The 19,160-nt window shown below is 31.0% G+C and carries 21 protein-coding genes and 1 pseudogene; 4 read left to right on the top strand and 18 right to left on the bottom strand.

Annotation, left to right across the window (positions count from 1 at the left end; genetic code table 11):
- Window positions 1-135: 135 nt before the first annotated feature.
- From GHD00_RS16430 to GHD00_RS16385, 10 genes are all read right to left on the bottom strand, one after another.
- Window positions 136-552, bottom strand: a complete 417-nt coding sequence (locus tag GHD00_RS16430; RefSeq protein ID WP_163539246.1) for a YxiG family protein — start codon at window positions 550-552, stop codon at window positions 136-138.
- 170 nt (window positions 553-722) lie between these two features.
- Window positions 723-1,556 carry a hypothetical protein gene (locus GHD00_RS16425; protein WP_163539245.1) on the bottom strand — a complete coding sequence of 278 codons (834 nt, stop codon included), beginning with the start codon at window positions 1,554-1,556 and terminating at the stop codon, window positions 723-725.
- Between the two features lie 166 nt (window positions 1,557-1,722).
- A complete protein-coding gene (locus tag GHD00_RS16420; protein ID WP_163539244.1) occupies window positions 1,723-2,235 on the bottom strand; it encodes a hypothetical protein in 513 nt (170 codons plus the stop codon).
- Window positions 2,236-2,409: 174 nt separating this feature from the next.
- Entirely contained in the window at window positions 2,410-3,003 is a 594-nt protein-coding gene (locus GHD00_RS16415; RefSeq protein ID WP_163539243.1) for a hypothetical protein, read from the bottom strand.
- 10 nt (window positions 3,004-3,013) lie between these two features.
- Entirely contained in the window at window positions 3,014-3,424 is a 411-nt protein-coding gene (locus tag GHD00_RS16410; protein ID WP_163539242.1) for a hypothetical protein, read from the bottom strand.
- Between the two features lie 118 nt (window positions 3,425-3,542).
- A complete protein-coding gene (locus tag GHD00_RS16405) occupies window positions 3,543-3,836 on the bottom strand; it encodes a hypothetical protein (RefSeq protein WP_163539241.1) in 294 nt (97 codons plus the stop codon).
- Window positions 3,837-3,887: 51 nt separating this feature from the next.
- Window positions 3,888-4,139: a DNA-binding protein gene (locus GHD00_RS16400; RefSeq protein ID WP_163539240.1), complete on the bottom strand. Its 252-nt coding sequence runs from the start codon at window positions 4,137-4,139 to the stop codon at window positions 3,888-3,890.
- Window positions 4,140-4,710: 571 nt separating this feature from the next.
- Entirely contained in the window at window positions 4,711-5,199 is a 489-nt protein-coding gene (locus GHD00_RS16395) for a hypothetical protein (RefSeq protein WP_163539239.1), read from the bottom strand.
- Complete coding sequence (locus GHD00_RS16390) at window positions 5,196-5,669, bottom strand: hypothetical protein (protein ID WP_163539238.1); 474 nt, start codon at window positions 5,667-5,669, stop codon at window positions 5,196-5,198. The genes GHD00_RS16395 and GHD00_RS16390 overlap by 4 nt, the downstream gene beginning before the upstream one ends.
- 389 nt (window positions 5,670-6,058) lie before the next feature.
- Window positions 6,059-6,379, bottom strand: coding sequence for a hypothetical protein (locus GHD00_RS16385; RefSeq protein ID WP_163539237.1), 321 nt, complete (start codon window positions 6,377-6,379; stop codon window positions 6,059-6,061).
- A gap of 440 nt (window positions 6,380-6,819) precedes the next feature.
- Here GHD00_RS16385 and GHD00_RS16380 point away from each other — a divergent pair, with 440 nt between their 5' ends.
- Together GHD00_RS16380 and GHD00_RS16375 are read left to right on the top strand one after the other, a co-directional pair.
- Complete coding sequence (locus tag GHD00_RS16380; RefSeq protein ID WP_163539236.1) at window positions 6,820-7,059, top strand: hypothetical protein; 240 nt, start codon at window positions 6,820-6,822, stop codon at window positions 7,057-7,059.
- Window positions 7,060-7,129: 70 nt separating this feature from the next.
- A pseudogene (locus GHD00_RS16375) lies at window positions 7,130-7,585 on the top strand (DUF5643 domain-containing protein); the annotation flags it as partial.
- A gap of 399 nt (window positions 7,586-7,984) precedes the next feature.
- On the opposite strand, the gene GHD00_RS16370 reads toward GHD00_RS16375, so the two are convergent.
- From GHD00_RS16370 to GHD00_RS16335, 8 genes are all read right to left on the bottom strand, one after another.
- A complete protein-coding gene (locus GHD00_RS16370) occupies window positions 7,985-8,563 on the bottom strand; it encodes a hypothetical protein (RefSeq protein WP_163539235.1) in 579 nt (192 codons plus the stop codon).
- A gap of 183 nt (window positions 8,564-8,746) precedes the next feature.
- Window positions 8,747-9,424 carry a DUF7003 family protein gene (locus tag GHD00_RS16365; RefSeq protein ID WP_163539234.1) on the bottom strand — a complete coding sequence of 226 codons (678 nt, stop codon included), beginning with the start codon at window positions 9,422-9,424 and terminating at the stop codon, window positions 8,747-8,749.
- 272 nt (window positions 9,425-9,696) lie between these two features.
- Window positions 9,697-9,912: an AbrB/MazE/SpoVT family DNA-binding domain-containing protein gene (locus GHD00_RS16360; protein ID WP_163539233.1), complete on the bottom strand. Its 216-nt coding sequence runs from the start codon at window positions 9,910-9,912 to the stop codon at window positions 9,697-9,699.
- Window positions 9,913-10,111: 199 nt separating this feature from the next.
- Window positions 10,112-10,756 (bottom strand): hypothetical protein, encoded by a 645-nt coding sequence (locus GHD00_RS16355; RefSeq protein WP_163539232.1) that lies wholly within the window; start codon window positions 10,754-10,756, stop codon window positions 10,112-10,114.
- Entirely contained in the window at window positions 10,740-11,264 is a 525-nt protein-coding gene (locus tag GHD00_RS16350) for an RNA polymerase sigma factor (protein ID WP_163539231.1), read from the bottom strand. Before GHD00_RS16350 ends, GHD00_RS16355 begins: the two co-directional genes overlap by 17 nt.
- Before the next feature lie 907 nt (window positions 11,265-12,171).
- Window positions 12,172-13,248: a hypothetical protein gene (locus tag GHD00_RS16345; RefSeq protein ID WP_163539230.1), complete on the bottom strand. Its 1,077-nt coding sequence runs from the start codon at window positions 13,246-13,248 to the stop codon at window positions 12,172-12,174.
- A 1,243-nt stretch (window positions 13,249-14,491) separates the two neighbouring features.
- A complete protein-coding gene (locus tag GHD00_RS16340) occupies window positions 14,492-16,711 on the bottom strand; it encodes a virulence-associated E family protein (RefSeq protein WP_163539229.1) in 2,220 nt (739 codons plus the stop codon).
- A gap of 53 nt (window positions 16,712-16,764) precedes the next feature.
- On the bottom strand, window positions 16,765-17,037 hold the full coding sequence (locus GHD00_RS16335; RefSeq protein WP_163539193.1) for a hypothetical protein: 273 nt from the start codon (window positions 17,035-17,037) through the stop codon (window positions 16,765-16,767).
- Window positions 17,038-17,203: 166 nt separating this feature from the next.
- On the opposite strand from GHD00_RS16335, the gene GHD00_RS16330 reads away from it, so the two are divergent.
- Both GHD00_RS16330 and GHD00_RS16325 read left to right on the top strand, forming a co-directional pair.
- The gene (locus tag GHD00_RS16330; protein WP_163539228.1) at window positions 17,204-17,734 is read left to right on the top strand and encodes a helix-turn-helix domain-containing protein; all 531 of its coding nucleotides are present in this window, start codon (window positions 17,204-17,206) and stop codon (window positions 17,732-17,734) included.
- Window positions 17,735-17,786: 52 nt separating this feature from the next.
- A complete protein-coding gene (locus GHD00_RS16325) occupies window positions 17,787-18,977 on the top strand; it encodes a tyrosine-type recombinase/integrase (RefSeq protein WP_163539227.1) in 1,191 nt (396 codons plus the stop codon).
- Window positions 18,978-19,160: the final 183 nt, after the last annotated feature.

The raw sequence follows: 19,160 nt of genomic DNA, 5'->3' as shown, positions 1-19,160 counted from the left end.
TATAAAAATGGAACTTCCTAGTTTATGGAAGTTCCATTTTTATAATATCGGCTTGTTAAACTAACGCCACTCGTTAGTAAAAAAGTGTATCTGCTTATTGGAAATACGCACCCGTTAATTTAATAAGGTTTTAGTCTAATGTGGTTGTCCAACATCAAAGGTTTTCCCGTTTATAACTATTCGGTTCGCTTCAACAAATAACATTGAACTCCAAATTTCTATTGAAAAGTTTGAATTAGAAATATACTGTTTTACCCATTCTTCAGTCTCTGACTTAACTGAAATTAACCCCACTCCTTTTGGATGGTAGTCAATTGAGGTTAATTCTAAATAACTATCCTCTTCTGGCTCTAATAAGTTAAATCTTTCATCACCAGTGCCTTCGACGAAGTAAAATGATGATACCTCTTCAAATGTTAATTGGTTATTTGTAATCGTTCCATTATCAATTGCCTTTGTAGTAAATGAAATACTATGATTAAAAACATCAATATTCATTTCCTCTATTACATTTGCCCATAAATCATCTAAACAGACTTTTAAATTTTTCAAATTACTCCCTTCTTTCTTAATCCTTTTATTAAAGTATTCTGCCCTTTACGTAAAGAAAAAGCATTGCCATTGTTGCGGTAATGCCACCCTTTAGTTCTATAAGTACAACCAAAAATTGTCAATCTTCCTTGGATTAAGACCCCTGTTAGAAAAGAGGGTGAAAAAACAGTTTAAAAATTCTCATGTTTGTATTCATAGAAAATATGTTCGAAATATGTACCGTTCACAGACTTAAAAGTAATAGAAAAAATAGGAAAATCACTTTTATCTATGTCTATTACATGATGAAAAGATTTTTCCCCCTCATCACTTTTATAAGCATCACCCTCTATTTTATTGCCATATAAATCAGTTTGGGCTTTTACTAAGTAATATGATAATTCTCTATAGGTTAATTCTATATTTTCTGGAATATCTTTCTCATTTTCTATCTTATAAACCTCATTGATCTTTTCAAATACATTATTATTGATTAATATTCCTGTATTAATATATACAAGTTTGCTCTCTCCCTTTTTAAGAATAAAGGGTAGGTCTTGACTAGTACCATTTTCATCACTAAATCCTTGATCCATTCCGGAATAAAAAGTTGGGTATTCAAAATTTATATCGAGATCTGTTTTCCCAATTTGCTCCAATCTATAGTTAGTTAATGTTACTGTTTTTTCATTAGTATTAGTTAGTAAGATACCAATTCTCATTGTTACTATATATGGACTTTTTGGAAGTTCAATTTTATTAAAAGACACGTTAGTATCCAATGTAGGGGTAAATGAGTTAATAACTATTTCCTCTTGATTATTTTTATAATCTTGGTATAAAGTCCAAGAAAACGTTAGCAGTGAAATAATTAATGCAAACAAAGAAAATCTTATCTCCATTTTTCTCCATACTAACTCTTTTTTTTGTGTAGCTTCATTAGCGATAATATTTTCTCTTCTGTTTTTTCTACGATTACTTAAAACATTTTTTCTTATTAAACGCCTATTATGTAACTTTTTCATATTAACCTACCTACTTTTATACGGATAATTTACCTACCTTACAAATTGTAAATCTAATCCTTTTAGTCATCAAGATGCACTCTCTTTTTGAACTATCCTGCCCTCACAATATGAGCTGTATCCTAGTTCAAGATAAGCTCCCGTTAGTGTAATAAGAAATTGTAGTTTATTTATGTATATTTCGACTCTTCTGTATAGTATTTTCTAAAAAAATTGTCCACGATTTTTCACCTTTATCTCCTAACACAAATCCGATACGAACTTCTCCATTTTCATCCCATAGATAAAAACCATGCTGAACAGCACTTCCTCCATCAGATTCTTCATAACCATTTATACCTAGTTCTGGAGCAATTGTATCAAACGCATTTTCTTTGGTTAAAAATACTACAACCTTACCTTCATTAAGTATTTCTTTGATATCAGCTATTGCTTCCTTAGAAGTGAAATTTTCGAATTCTGAACCATCAATCCATAGAGCTTCATAGTCTCCACCATCTGAGTAAGAAATAAAAGTAACTCCATCTTCGTTGAGATTTGGTTTTACACCTACATAAGCTATATTTATTGGTCTATCTTGTATTTCTATTTCCCAATCTTTTAAAGTCTTCTCTGAACTACAAGCTGTTAAAATTAAAACGAACAAAAATAACAAAGCAATGTATATTTTCATCATCATTCTATTCCCTCCTCTTTAAATTTTAGTTATCTATTCATTGAAAAACATGTAAGAAAATTCAGTTAATCAATTTGGATAAACTGCCTATTCAATCTAAATAGGAGCTACCAAATAGATCGACAACTCCTTATTTCAGGAAAGAACCCTTTAGTGAAACAATGAAATCATACTAGGTCACTTTTGCGGCTCATAAAAATATCTAAGAGCTTCCTCTTTATCAAGTCTTTGTGCCTTCGAAGTCTTTTCCTCATTGAAGGTCATTATAAAAGTTTCTTTTTTGTTGTCCCATTCTACAACCACTTTGAACTCATCATCTTTTGTTGCATATTCATCTGAATGACTAGAAGACTTATTCCTTCCAGTGGTTTCTTGTATTTGACTGCTATTACCTCCACTTCTCATAACACCTTCAAAAGAAGAGTGAACTGGAATACTGTCCTCATCTATTTGTCTCTTACTGATTTTTTCAAAATCACCTTTATAAGTCAGATTTGATAGTTGGTTCACCTGAAATGTATTCTCTCCATCATTTTGGGATTGTTCTACATATAATGTTCCAGTCCAAGTATCACTCTCTCCGTAGAATACTAGAGGAGATGTAACATCCATATCCTTATTTACACAACCAACTAAACCAATTGATAAGACAATAACCACAATTGTACATATAGTCCTAATCTTGATAATGAATTCCCCCAGGTTTTTGTTATTTGATATTCTCTCTTCAACTACGTTTTTAGCACAAGAGCGATTGCCTTTATTGGACAATCGCCCCCCGTTACTTTAGTAAATTTTTTCTAAGAATATTTGTATTTTCTTTGTCTAATTCTCCATAGCCTTCTTTTTCATTATTACTGACAATTTCTGCTGTACCTGTATTTTCATTAAACCAAATTTCATATTCAACCAATCTTTCAGGCATGTTTTTATCATACTCATAAAACAATGTCGCTTTTACATCTGCTTTTCTAGCCATGTTAACCACTTTATCATCCCATTTAATATCTTCGAATGTTTTCTTTAACAACTCAATAGATTCATTATCTGTTATCATTACAACTTCTTCGTAATTTCCTTCTTTATCAACCTTTTGAACATCTACTCTTGTTAATTCCCCTTTTTCTTGTCCAGAACAAGCAGCTAATAATATGATTGCAAAAAGTAAAATAATGCTCATTATTTTTTTCATATACATACACCTCCATAAAATTAGACGTTATTCTCAATAATATAGTTCAACTTTTTCAAACTTTCTGCAAAGAGCGTATCTGCTTATTCCAGATACGCCACCCGTTAATGCAATAAGGCTATTTAGTTATCCAATCCTCAAGTATCACGTTATAACTATCCTTAGCTATCTCCATAGCTTCTTTTATAGAATAGCAATCAAAATCACCAATAACATCCCAATTCAAATCACAAGAGAATAGGTAATACACTTTACTTCCTTCATACTGGCAAATAGCCATAGCTGTAATTGGCAATTCACCTATTGTTTCATTTTTATCGTTTATAATCCCTACTGTTCCAAATTTATTATTTTTTATATTTCGAGTGTATTGGATTACTCTCGCACCGTCCAAATCATTTGGTATTACCATGTTATCCTCCAATTTCTTTTGACCTTGTTAAACATGAGCCACCCGTTAGCTTCACAACAAATCTTTTGCTTTTTCAATCCATTCCTTTATGTCTTCTTCGTTATGTAGATAGGTTTTGGGTGAATCTAAAATATCAATTCCACTAATTATCTGTAACATTTCCCAAACATTTTTGTCATCAACCTTTGGTTCGTCAGCCATAACATATGATTCAGCCCATTCTGATATTTCTTCTCTCTTTAAATCACCAGAAAGCACCTTTTCCAACATCTCAATGACTTCTTTCATATTAGGTTCATTCATAAACATATCACCTTACCTTGTTCCAAATAAGCCACCCGTTAGTTGAAGTCTCGAATTTGAGATTTTTACACAAAATCTTTATTACTTTTTAAGCTTGCTTCTAATAGATTGGAATGACTTTGAGGACCGAGTAATCATCATGAATTGAGAATATTACAATATGATCAAAAACAAAATAACAACTAAAGTTTCAAGGAATGACCCCTTAACTAACACTCCAACTAGAGTACCTAATCCAGATCCGCTGGATACAATTGGGCTCTCTTCTTATATCCCTTTTTTAGATAGTGATTAGAAGTAATTATAGCTATGATGATTAGAGTAATAGTTACTATTACAAACATCAATATGTCCATAATTAACCCCCTATCCTTCTTATTCATAAATAGAAAAATTTCGTATCATTTTCATACATTAAATACAAAATCACCCATTAATGAAAAGTAAGTTTATTGGCGTTAATCTATCTCGGATGTGTTGATCTTACTGCTTAATTGAACAGTAAAGTAAAGGCGACTATTCTTATTGAATAATCGCCCCCTTTAGTGCAATAACAATCAAGATAAAAAGGTCAATACTTATGTTGTCTCTTTATTAATTCATAATAAAGACCTGTAACCGTTTGAACCACCAGGAAAACAATCAAGGAGTAATACTGTTTATAACCATTTTGATAATGGATTACTTCCATCCATATTGATATCCTCTCCATGACCAGTCCAATTATAGTCCATCCAATTACATAAAATAAAAATTTCTTTTTATCAATTTTAAGTCTTTCATAAAAATAAATAAAAAAATAACTGAACGTAGCAAATGGAAAATAAGTTAAAAGGTCAAATAACTCGTACTTATTTGAGTCATTTACTTTATAGAAATCAAGTAAACCTCCACCAATCGTGAAGTCAAAAAAAGTTGAATAGGCAAATCCCCACACCAAAAACATTGATGTAACATCACGAGGTAGTTTTTTAGGAAAAAGAAAAAAGGCTCCGTATGCAATAATTAACATTGATAAGATATATATCTCATTTTTATCGAAATTCTCATATAACATCATGTGTTCTTCACCTCACGATAGGCTATTTTCCTAAACGTTTTGAAAACATAATATCCAATGAGGTGAAGCGTTAAAAAGTATATAACATCGTACCCAAAGTTCCATTTTATATTTGTTGTTATATTGAATTGTGTAGAGAGAACACTTAACCCCAGCATTATTGCCACAGTAGCAATGACGATTACAGCCGACTTAGCAACACTATTACTTTTTTGAATTAGATTCAACTGCATTATTATTAACATGGGAATTATTACACTGCGGTTGAGAATATACGCAGTATAATCAACACCATTTTTCGTAAGCGTTATTAATTTAAATTCTTCGATAATTATCCATAAAAAATTAATACTTACGATTAATATGATTAAGTAAACAAATGTGTTTTCTACAAGCGAAAGTTTTTTTTGCATAACTGCAAAAGCCACACAAACTAGCCAAGAAGCGAAGAAAAACACTGCAATCGCCATAAATAAAACCCTCCACCAAGACGTATATTCTTAATCTTATTATTCGTCCTAAGTAAATAATTATTCCTATTCTTTCCTAAAAACGTTAAACATAGATTACAGAGTTATCCTGCACCTTACTTCAATAATAAAGAACTGATTTCCTCAATTGTTCACTCATGTATTCTTTTAACCAACCTGAGGTAAGTTTCTGTCAATAGATTAGCATCTTTAATTCGACGATTCATGTTGAAGTTTATTTGATTATTATTTATAAGTTTATCCCAAGCTTCCTTCGTTTCTAAAATTCTTTCTTTGTCTTTATCTTTTAGGTTTACAGGTTGCTCATCATCAGGTATTAAATTATATAAATAAACTGGTGTAGCTTCATGTCTAACCCATCCATCTTCTCACCGCATGAAGCCACCTCCTTCAAAAGAGATCGTGATATCTTCCTTATTTAACTCGATAAGAGCCCGAATTATAGACTCTGTATTACTTAATGAATTATAAAGAGTTTCTATATTTTGTTTACTTGGCTCCTCCAATACTTCACCAAACAAATAACTAATATGCTGAGCATTAAAGTGACTAATTAATCTTGCTTCAGATTGGGAGTGAATATTTTCTAATTCATTTAATTTATTATGTTGTTTTATAATGGTAATTGACATGAATATCAATATAAATAATATAACAATAGAAAATATACCCCTTTTCTTTAATGCCATTTATTTATTCCTCCAATAATATATATTTCCTAATAGACATTTCTGCCATTGCCATACAGCACGCTCATATTAACATATCATATGGAAAATTGTAACATATTTATCCACTAGTAATATCTCTGTAGATGTCATATAAAGACACTCACTTAAGAACATTTACTAAAGTGATACTCCTTTCAATGGGCTTATCAAAATTCGATCTCTAACCGTTGCCTCCTTTATTTGCACAAGTTACCATGTCTGTTATTTCTTTTTTAAGAATTTTTATTATAAGATGGAGAACATTACGAATAGAGTAATTATCTTCAAATTAAGAGGACGCAATATGTTGTATACATCGCTGCGAAGACAGATGATGTTTTTAACTTGCAATATAAGTACATGTTTGCCACTTTTTCTGAGCAAGCTATTTAAAAAGTATTCATTCAAAGGAGGCACCCATGCTTTTAAGAAAATATATTATAATCACCGGCATCATAGCTTTTTGGCTTTCTCTCTTGTTTCCGCTTCAGGTACTGGCAAAGGAATCTATTTTCGAAAAGGCAGGGAATATTGGTCAAGTAAAAGCTAGTAAACAAGGGCTTACCATTCCCGTAAATAAAAAGTTAACAATAAAAGATCATACCATCCTTATTACCGAAAGCTTTATGATGGCTCAAATATACATCTTGCTTATCTAATCCAATCTCCTAAAACCAAGTCTCGCTTACCGAGTAATTATTTGAGTAATCTCGAGAAAGTAAGCTTTTTGCTATAAATAAAACCAAAAAAACCGACATCCTTTCAATTGAGTATAAAAATGTGACGTTTTATCCCACCACTACAATGGTAACGATTCAATACACGGTTAACGAAGAAGAGATCAAACAACACAAAAATCCGATTGATATAGGATTACATGTCAACGATCAGGAAGGGCGCATTCTTCAACCATTAGGAGGAGATGGTCATGGAAAAACGATAGAAAACGACAAAATCCTTATGATCGATAACTATTATTTTGAGCCATTAGACTCCGTACCAGAATCACTAACAGTACAGCCTTATTTACGCCCGTTTGATCAACATACACCAAAGATAATGAAAAAAAAGTGGGAAGGAAAGAGTTTTACACTGTCCCAGGGCGAAAGTGGAACAATTTTAGTACATGACGTAAAAAAGAAAAGAGATAAAGTAACGTTACCTATAAAATTCAAGGTGATTTAAATTATTTTCAAGCTAATTCGGTATGGTAGAAAACGAAACCGGAAAAAGATATAAAAACGATACCCCTCCGAAACGATTGGAAGATAGAAAGCATACGTATCAATTGACTTTTTCTAAAGTAGAAGAGATAGAAAATATATATGTTGGAACCGAAAAGCTTCGCGCTATCGATTATCTCGATGACCTCACTATAAAAATGGAATTTGCAAGGAAAACTAACGTAAAGGATCTTAAATAATAGGATGTCAAAAAAGACCGAGGACTTTTATCCGTATTAAGAGCTTGGAGTATCCAGGCTTTTAATACTTTATTTTACTTGTTTAGATACGCTGATGCGTATCTATCTTATTGTAGAAATGCTACCCTTTACTTTAAGTACAATTTTTCACAATTATTTTATTATCCACCTTGTCTGTCAATAACTTCACCACTTTTAGATAATCCTCTAACAATCATTTCTCTACCAATTTTAAAATAATAACGTTTTCCTTTTGCCGTGATAATTTTAGCTTCTTCAAATTTTTCTTCTTCTTTAGCTTTAGTTTCCACTTTTATGATTTCGCCATTATTTACTTCACCGAACACCACATAAAATTCGTGAAGCTTATTGCCGTCATTGTCATGTTCACGAAGAGACTCACTGTAAATTGTCATGTTGTCATTCTCGTAGTGGTCCCATCCATGATGACCAATATTTTTCCATCCTTTTTCGTCACTACCTATGAAGAAAGCTACTGCAAGAGCTTCCCAATCTGCAAAGGGGAAATCTTCTTTGTTAGGTTCTGTTGTGTACATTACAATGGTTACATTATCATATTGTTCAGTGTGGATTATATCATTTACTCTATAAGGAATACCTTTTTCAATAGCTTCTTGAAAATTATCGTATTTTCCAAGTTCAAAATCTGAAAAACCAAGCCAATAAATCAGTGCTACTGATATGACAGTAATTAGGGAAAAACTTATTAACTTTTTCATCAATCACCCATCCTAAAATACTTTGATTTTACTTCTGCAACATAACTCTAATTTAGAAAGTTCAGCCTTAACAATTCATATTTGCATATTCAACTCTTGCTACCCGTTAATGCAATAAGAAACGCTTCTATTAGCTGGTTTTGTTGAACAAAGGGCACCAATTTATCTCTCGGTTATTTCTTCCTACGTATCTAAATCACACCAAGTCCAATTAGGCCAATGAGTATTAGGCTTATTCAGCTTTATGTAAGAGGTATCATTATTTTCAATAGCATTGGATAATTGTTGAAAAAAAGGGGAATCACTTGGCATCTGACTTTGGCTAATGTCTGGATGTTCCCACTCATTTATTTCAAAAAACATTGGCATTTTGTTTTGCATGCCTACTTCCATTAACAGTTCCTGAGTGGACAGCCATAATTTTTCACTGTATTGTGCACTTAGGAAGCGAATTAGTTTTGTTAAGCTGAAAGGCTCCATTTCTATACCATATTTTTTATAATCCTCTTTTGTGGGAGAAATCTTCATTTGTTCTTGTTGAATATTTAACTTTAAATGCAATGGATTTAACACCAATTTTCCATCATCATCGTACCACCACTCATCATTATCTAAAGAAACCAAATTATCTACACTGATAATAATGCCGTTTTGTTTTATACAGTTACCATAGGCATAAATGACATTTTCTATGGCATCATTTCTAGCCCCTACCATTTCTATGATAATTAACCATTCTTCTTGTTTCTTGAATACAGTAAGTCTGCATTGTGCCAAATCGAAGTTATAATTATCTAATACAGGAAACTCAAACTCTGACGCATAATTGTCTAACATTTGTAAAATTTTTTTAGACTCCATATAATCATCCCTCTAATTTTTAAATCGTTTATTGCTTTTATGATAGTTCTATTTTTCACCTACCCTTCTTCAAGTAACCTGCCACGTTAGTTTAAGTTCATTTCTTCACATATATAGTTTAACAAATAAAAAATGAATGAGCCTAAATATATTTATGTCTCATTCGAAGGGGTAAAAAAAGACCATCAAAAGATGATCCCTTATTCTTTAATAATTACTTATTCTCGGATGATGTTTTTTGAGTCCTGTCAGGATCTCCCTTAACTTATTTATCAATCCCAATCGACTGGATCATGTTGATTTTCTTCCGTTACTCTTTCTAAAAGCTCTTCTAATGTTGGCTTTTTTTTCATAGAAATATTTATTTCGTTATGTGTTTCATTCAAATAGAGGTAAGATCCCGCTTTGACACTTAATTTTTCAATTATCTCCTGTGGAAGTTGAATACCAAGCCCATCTCCAACACTAACAACCTTGATTTTTTTCATTTAGGTCTATTGCTCCTTCCTAAGAATTTAAAAAACATCTTCGCAATTACTATTCAAAATAAATTTGTATTATTTATCTAACATCATTTATACCAATACTATAAAAAAATTCAACTACTTATTTCAACTTAGCACATTCCGTACTTTCAAGGCTGTAAGCCCACCTTCTTAAAATTAAGCTCAATGCAAAAATTTATTTTCAATTGTCTAACACTATAACCTTATAAAGACCACCTTTTAAAGGGTCAGAGTAAAATAATGAATTATTACCAATAGTTAATACCTTTTTTCCTACAAGAGTTCTATCTACCAATTGCTCTTCCATTGGTGTAAAAGAAATTATCCCATCTTCATCTTTAGATATTTCTCCTTCAAATAGGACGATATCCTTTTTATCATCTATCTCTATTATGTTGCCAATTCTTGCTTTTACATCTTTTCTAGATTTATTAGAGTATTTTTCTAAAACTTCCGTTATAGCTCTTTCTTTAATTTCTTCAATACTCATTTCACCCGTGTCCTTACTTTTATTACCTTCTACACCCGATTTTTCCGATAATTCTCCAGAATCACTTCCTTTGCTACCTTGACTTATATATTCGTCTGTACTTGTAAAATCATTTATTGAAAGTACCAAAATTAATATTAATAGAAATGCTATAACACTACTAAAACCGATACCTATTTTTTTCATAAATATACCTTTTCTTTCTTTTTCATCATAACGATTAGCAGCATTCATTAGTTTTTGATGTATGTTCTTAAAGTCCTTATCACTCATACTTATTTTTGAATATCTTTCTATTTTTTGCTCTATATGCTTTAAGTCATCCTTTTCCTCCATGGTTATCCCTCCATTGTTTTCGTAGTGATTTTAACGCCCTGTAATAAGTGGTTCTAACTTTGTCCTTTGTCCAATCTAAAACAGAAGCTGTTTCTTCAACGGATAACTGATTAACCCCTCTCAATATGATTACAGCCCTGTAATTTTTATTTAATAACTGGATAACATCATATAGTTCTTTTTCGTTCTGATTATTTAGAAATACCTCTTCAGGATTTTGTTCGTTAGATGATAATATCTTATCAACATCATCTATTGCAACATACTTTTTCCATATATTCTTTTTTTTGCTTCTTAACTCATCAATCGCCAAATTTCTTGCAATAACGAACAGCCAAGTTTTAGGACTTGAATCATGTTTATAGGTATGTAAATTTTTTAAAGCTTTTATAAAAACATCTTGTACTAAATCTTCTACATCTGAATTTCCAGTATAGTAAACTAAGAAGCGATATACATCATTACCATATTGACTAAACCATTTGGAAATAGTAATTTTTTTTGACATTAAAGTTTCCTCCGGTTTCATATTTCAGTTAATAGACGTAAAAAGTTATCATATATGACACCCAATCAAAAAAATAATCCTAACGGGTAATATGGTGACCCCAAAAGTTAGATTTTAGGTCTAACTTTTGGGGGGCAGCTCATAATATTAGGATTTTTAGTTAATAACATTTAAATGTTCTACTTTATCACTTCTTGGACTGTATTTGGCATTTAATTCATGTATAAAATGGCAGTATATTTTTTGAATATAAAAAGACCTTCAATATACAGCAAATGTATAATTGTTGTATATTGAAGGTAGTCTTTTGATCATAAGCTTATTCAAGTAAACTGCCTTTATCTACAGTATCAGCAATAAAACATTGAAATGAAGCACCGTTTATCTTTGTGTACATGTTGTTATAGATAAGCTTAATGACAACGAATAATAACACGATTGTCATCTTTTTGATCTACTTGAGCAATGAAATAACCACCTAAAATATAAGGTGAAAACCTCGCCACCCTTGACTTTGTTTGCGGTCGTGGTAAGAGTGGTGGGATCTAGATTCACTTGTTAGTTATTGCTTAATAAAGCCATAGCATAGCTGCTTGCCCTTGACTGACGTGCCACTTCATAGCTTTCGGTAGCTGGGTGCAGGGTCCCGACCACTGAAGCTTAGAAGTGATCGGTCATGGTACGCTGTCTGTGCGGATGGAGCCCAAAAGGCTGATTTTTTGCCATCCGCACAAAGGACTCACACGTAAGGTTCTATCGTTCGATGTTTCTTCATTCTAATTATTAGTACTATTTTTGAATCAATACATTTTCTCAATATGGTTTTGCTTTACACTTGTGAATTTTTCTAACACATTACTGTTTCATATTAAAGGACTATGTTTAACAGATAACATTGCTCAAAAATTCACATGTCAATAATTGTTGGAAATTGATCGCCAGTAATATCCATGATCTTTACATAAGGTAATTCATCTAACGATATATACATATCGGTTTCCATAGGTAACATAAATACCATTATCATTCGATTATTATTCCATGATTGCTCTGATTGAGAGTATGCTTTTATCGAATGGTATTTGTTTATATCTCCATCTGTTAGATCCACAACAAAAAATTCTTGACCCTGATATTCCCCTATCGTTTCAAAAGCTTGACGTTTCTTATGAAGTTTGTTTTGAGTTATCTTAATATCAAAAAAATCACATAACCTTTGAAACCAGTCTTGTTTACTTATCCCTTTTGTCAACTTTTGCATGTGTAGTGTATATGGTTCAATTATGATCTCTCCAACGGTCTGTAGTGGAGGTCTAAGCTCATATCCTTCACTATTTCTAGTTTCAACTTTTCGTAATCCATAGTCAATAAATTTTCCATAACTTTCTATCCCTTTGAACAAAAATATATTGTTGTGAATTCCGTTTGCTTTATCTTGTTGGATCACTTCTTTTTGTACCTTACCAACTACATTTTCATTTAGTCCCCGATCAAAGGCGTAGATAGCATAACGTTTTCCTTCTTTTGATATGACCATTCCTTGTATATGATACCGATAATCTAATTTATATTTCTTTTTCACGATTCTTGAATCCCATATTACCCATCCTACTCTCTTATACTCAAAAAACACTTCGTTTGCTAACAGTATTTGTGGCATCTGGTGTTCTTTTACTTTTTGCAACCCTATGTGCTGCAATTCATCATCTCTAGGTATATATCGTTGGATAGCGTCTCTCCCTTTTTCTGTTATCTGATGTACAGGATATCCTTTTATTCCCTTCCTGCTTCGTCTAAGTGTATCTGTTTTTATGAAGCCATCCTTTCTCAATCCCATTAATACTTGTTCTACATATCTCCCTTTCCCATTGAAAAATCTTTCCCTTAACATGTTAGTAGTCATTACTCGATATTCTAGTAAATCTTTTAATATAGCAATTTGTTTATCTGTTAAATACTTCTCATAAATAAAAAATTCATCCATATCTGAAAACTCCCTCCAGCTCGAGTTTGTTGCCTGTATAGAGTTACGTATTCAGATCCACGATTCTGCCTACTCACTCTATACTTGTTTTTTTTGAACTTTCATAATTTAAAACCGTTTAAACAATTTTCCCCTTTTCTCAAGGGTAATTGTTATAAATTCATAATTATTTATATAACAATGGGTATAACGAGCAACTATTCAAAACTTTATATTTGTTACACATATTGTGATGTTGTTTATTATATCTATTATTAGTTTTCTCTAACGTTCTATAAACTTTAATCTAGTTCCAATTCGTCTTGTCTTGAATTTGTTTACATTTTTTAAGCACTTATATTATTGTAGAATTTATTTTTTTTTAGGGCTATGGGGTATCATACGAAAGAGGTATTGCATATAGACAGTTATAAGTATCCTTTTTTCATTTTGTAAACATGCTTAGTCGCTATGTACATGGACTATCTATGGAATTATAATTATTTTTGTAAACAATTTTTACTTAGTTTTTATTAAAAATTATATTTTTGTAAACATTTTAGTGAGAAAAAGCAACTTGAATCACACTAGTCAATGGAAAAAGTAGTGTTTACATTTTATTTGAATTTTGTAAACATTTTGGTTTCCATCATTCAATATCCTTTGATATACATAGATTTATCCTTGTTTACATTTTATACCCTATTCCTTACAGTAAGGTTTTAATTCCCCCTCATTTTTAAGTTCTCCTAATCACATTATAAGTAAAACAGAATTTTTTCGTTATAAGAGGTTCATTACAAGGGCTGAAAAGAGTTAGTAATCCTAAACCCTTTATACTTCAGCCCATACATTGAAAATTATTTTCACGTAAAGATGGATTCACCTATCCAATTTATAAGACGATTCTCTATAATTTATACTGCTTCTTTAATAGTTTTCAATTTAAACAAACTATGTTAAAATTTTTGTGAGCGTACTGATCTTGCGAAAAAATTCGTAAGATCTTTTTTTTTGACATTTTCAAAGCAAGGAATGTCAAGGTGTAAAAGCTTGATTTATCAACGTTTCCAGCTCATTTATTGACAAATTGACATTATTCCCTATTAAATTTTTTCAGTTTTTTCTCCAATCAATCCAATACTTTTGAAAAACTTTTTTTATTTTATTATGTCATAATGTCAAAAATCCTTCACAAATCCCGTAGTGGTAAGGCTTTTAAAGGTTGACATTTTCATGACATTCTCTTGACAATTTGACATTTTTAGTTTCTTTTAAAACCTCTTTGTAGTCCATAATTTTTAAAGGAACCTCTATATTCAGTCCAACCAAATTTTCTTAACATATCATTTATCTCTCTAATATCTTTTTTAGTTGGTTCTTTTGAATAATTTAAGCATTCATTCCAAATCTCTCTAGCACAAATAAAATTTTTATTTGAAATATACTCCTCAACTATGCCCATCATCCCATTCTCTGTGGTATGTTCTTCTTGCAAATCTAAAGCTTCTTTTACAACTTCTTCATTATCTAAATATAATTTCTCACCTTTTTTATAATAGAAATAAGCTTCAGCCCATATTTGATCGATTATTTCATCTGTTAGATCAGAATGCGGATCGAATTTTCTAGCATGGATTTTTACAGTTAAAGGCCAAAACCTTCTTCCGCCAGTTATATCATTTAAAAATTCAACATTGTTAGTAGTCCCAAAGAAAACACATTGGCGAGGAAACCTTTGTACATTTTTTTGATATTTTGGCCTATAAATATCTTCTTGTGCACTAATAAATGATTTAGCTTCTTCAAGTTCCGAATTTTTCAAGGCTGATAGTTCAGCTAATTCAACTATCCAGCTAGCTCTTATTTTGATAAAAGCGTCATCCCCTTTAAAAGAGCTTAAACTTTCATTAAACCAATTTCGTCCTAATTTTTTTAATATTAGACTTTTATTAATACCTTGAGCACCAATCAATACCAATGCATAATCAAATTTAATACCTGGTTTAAATATTCTAGCGACTGCTGCTACTAACATTTTTTTAGTAACTGTTCTTGAATACAGATTATCTTTAGCACCTAAATAATCAATAAAAACTGTATCCAATCTTGGTTTTCCATCCCACTTTAATCTGCTTAAATATTCCTTAATTGGGTGATAAGAATTTTCATAAAATACCTGTGTTAGGCAGTCATTCAATCTATTTTTATGTTCAATTCCATAATTTAAAGCAAAATAGTTTCTTAGCTGAGCTTCATCAGTTTCAGCCCATTGAAAATTATGATCACTGTTTTTTCTCCATGGTGGCTTTTTATAAATCTCGTTTTCACCCGAAAATTCATTTAGTCTACCAATATCTTTTAAATTTTTGTCCTTTTTTAATATTCTTAACATATTTAACCTTGAGTTTTTATAGTTCCCCCGCTGGTCAAGCTCCAATGTCTTTTCCCAAGAAACTTTACTTTTCTTATTTTTAAGTTTGCTATAAAAATCTAAAACTCTACTATCAGTCTTGCAAAGTTCAATCATTTTCAAATAAGATGGTCGCTCATGTATTGGAGTCTGTTTACTATAACCTTTATCTAAATCTCCGAACCGAGTTAATCTTAATAAATCAAATGCATTTAAACACTTACCAGAAATAGGATCAGATGCATGAAAGCTGTAAATGAAGGTTTGATTATCATAAACAACTAGCCCCCCTTCAGAACTTCCTTTAGTATAAGTGTATCGATTTTGACTAACTGGCTTGTAAGTATCTGATAAAAATTTTTTTAAAACATCTATTACACTATAAACGTTACACCAAGCACCTATCCAATTTTTCTTTTTTCGAGGATCTCCTTTTTTAAAATACCTTTTCCTAGAACTGGTTATTTCCTCCATTAAATCTTCAGGATTAACCATACCTGTATCTTGACAATAGAATTCATAATTTTCACCATCAACACAAGTAGGATAATACATTGCTTGACTGGGTTTGAAGCTTGATACATCAACATCAATCCTTAATATTTCTTCCACAACAAATTTACTTATTAGCTGAAAGGTAATGGAATCTACGTCTTTTGCTAAGGGAATTATTAATCTATATCTTGGATTTTCTACTGTACTATTATGAGTTGAATAAATAACATAACTGTTTTTGAAACAGCGTTTTAAATTTTTCTTTATCCATTCAGTAACTAACTCTCCATCTGCAGTAACTTGATTATCAATGTCTAGTGTTACCAAACTTCTTGAAATTACATTTTTATTAGTACGACTTCCAATCACCTTTCCACCTATAAAGCAACCAGCTCCACCTTTTGTATTAGTGATCTTTGGTTTAATGAACTTGTTTATAAATTGTCCATATGTCACCTCTTTAGTAAAAGAAGTTGTGTTGAAAATGGATTTATATTCAGTAATATGAATATAACGGTCATAAGTCAATTTTTTTTCTTGCTTCATAGTAAGTTCTATATTTTCACCTCCGATCATAATCAGATCTCTACACTTTATAATTTATTTCAGTTCAGCATCTGTCCGCATTTTTACCACTCATTCATAATTTCTTTCATAACTTCAATACTTTCACTGAAAAACCAGAAACGTTTACCTTTTTCTTTTCTTCTTTCAATTAACTTCATTCTAGGATCTTGCAAAAATTCTTTTTCTAGAAAGGACTTACTCATACATGTTCTTTTTACCATTTCATCCAAATCCCAAGTAAATAACAATTCATCAAAATTTTTTTCTAATTTTCTCACGATGTAATCTTTTACTTCTTTAGTATCAACGTCTAACTTTACATTTGTAATAGCCATAAATATCACCTCACCTCTCTTTTTATTGGTTATTTAATTTATAACCACCTTATTGGTTATGAAGTAAATATAATCCATAGTCTTGTATATGTCAATAAATATATTGAACTTTTTCAAAATAACCAATATAATGGTTGTAAATAAACAGTTTTAAGGAGGTGACCATTTGGAAAAGATATTTTGCACCCTCAACGATAAAATGGTTGAAAAAAATTTAAACATAAAAAAAATCCAAGAAAGTACCTCTCTTTCTCGAACTACTATCAGTAATTTAATCAACCATTACAGTAACGGAATACAATTTGACACACTAGTAATTCTTTGTAAGTTGCTAAATTGTAAACCTGGCGATCTTTTAGTTATGCATGATATTGAATTAAAGTTTGAGGAGATAGACTCTTCTATAATGGAATTATCAAATGAAGAAAAAACAATTGAAGACTTATTAGATTTGACGTTAAATTGTTTACTTATGATTGATGGGAAAAATCATAATTTTCATTTTAAAATTGAGTGTACGTTTTTCCACGAATTTGAAATAAGTAGTTATAAAATAATTGATCTTATACCATCAATAAAGTTTAAACATTTCTTAAAGAACACTAATTTTCCTTCTTATATAGAAGACTATATTCATAAAGAGCTTAAGGATTTTGTTAGGGAATGGATTGAAATATATATAAACTCAACTGAATAACAAGATAACCCTTCAGCATCTGTCCGCAATTAGCTGAAAGGGTGTTGGTATAATGTATAAAAATAAAGTATCTAAAAAAGATCCATTAATAAAATCGTACTTAAATGGTAAAGGAAAAGAGCTGTGGAATTTTCGCTACAAATATTATGACTCTCTTGATAATCGAAAAGAAGTCAGAAGGCAAGGATTTAGAACTGAAAATGAAGCTTATCGTGCATTACTTGAAATTAAAACTTCAATTGCTAATGGTGATATTAAGAAAGTTGAAAAATCTAAATTAACTATCAGTGAATGGTTGGACATTTGGTACGAAACACATAAAAGCGACTGGAAAGTAACAACCCTAAGGCAACGTGAAATGGCAATTAGAAATGTGTTTAATCCACTTTTGGGAAAATATAAGCTACAAGAGTTAGATAAAACAACATATAAAAGAGTTTTTATCAATACTCTTTTAAAGAAGTATAAACCAAGCACTGTAAAGCTTTTCCATCGAATCTTCAAGGTTGCTATAAACTCTGCCGTTGACAATGAGATATTAAATAGAAATCGGTTCAATAAAATTACTATACAGGATATCGAAGAAACAGTTGATAAAATAGATGGAAATTTCTTAACAGCAGAGGAACTTAACATACTCCTTGAAACAACTAAAAAATATGAAAATATTACGAACTATACATTAGTATTACTTCTTGCTTATACAGGGGTAAGGCGTGGTGAAGCTTGTGGACTTAAATGGAAGAACATTGATTTTGAAAATAAAAGTCTGACTATTGAATTAACAAGAGATAATAAAGGAGCAAGACCACCAAAAACCAAAAATAGTTATAGAACGATACTTATCGACGATATACTTCTTAATCAATTAGCAAATTACCAAAAATGGTGTAAGGAAACATTATTGTGCTTTGGTAAGCATCTGAAACAAGATAATTTTATGTTCCTGTCTTATCAAACTGGGAAACCTATTACTGATTCTGTTATCCTTTATTGTTTAAGAAGAGTGCTAAAGAAAAGTGGAATTAAAAGAATAACTCCCCATGGTTTAAGACATACGCATGCCACAATATTATTAAATGAGAATGTGGGTATTAAATATATTGCCGAACGGCTGGGTAACACCCCAGCAATGATTATGGATATCTATGGACACACCATTAAGGAGAACGAAGAAAAGACAGTTTCTACTTTTACTGATAAAATGAAATCAGCTGGGGCAAAAAATGGGGCACCTTTTTAGAAAAAGTGTTCTAGTCCTTTATTTATCAAGGGTTCTGAAGTAATTGAGTACTACTCTCGTTAATCGTTTTAACCAAACAAAAAGCCTTAAACACTATTTTTATTTACAATGGTGTTTAAGGCTTTTTTTATTTGTCAATATATACAATAGGATACTCTCGTATAAATCTCACCGATGCGAATA

It is taken from the genome of Gracilibacillus sp. YIM 98692 (assembly GCF_010993965.1).
GTDB lineage: Bacteria > Bacillota > Bacilli > Bacillales > Amphibacillaceae > Gracilibacillus.
The sequence above is the reverse complement of the archived record's forward strand: the minus strand, read 5'-3'. Positions and strand labels throughout refer to the sequence as shown.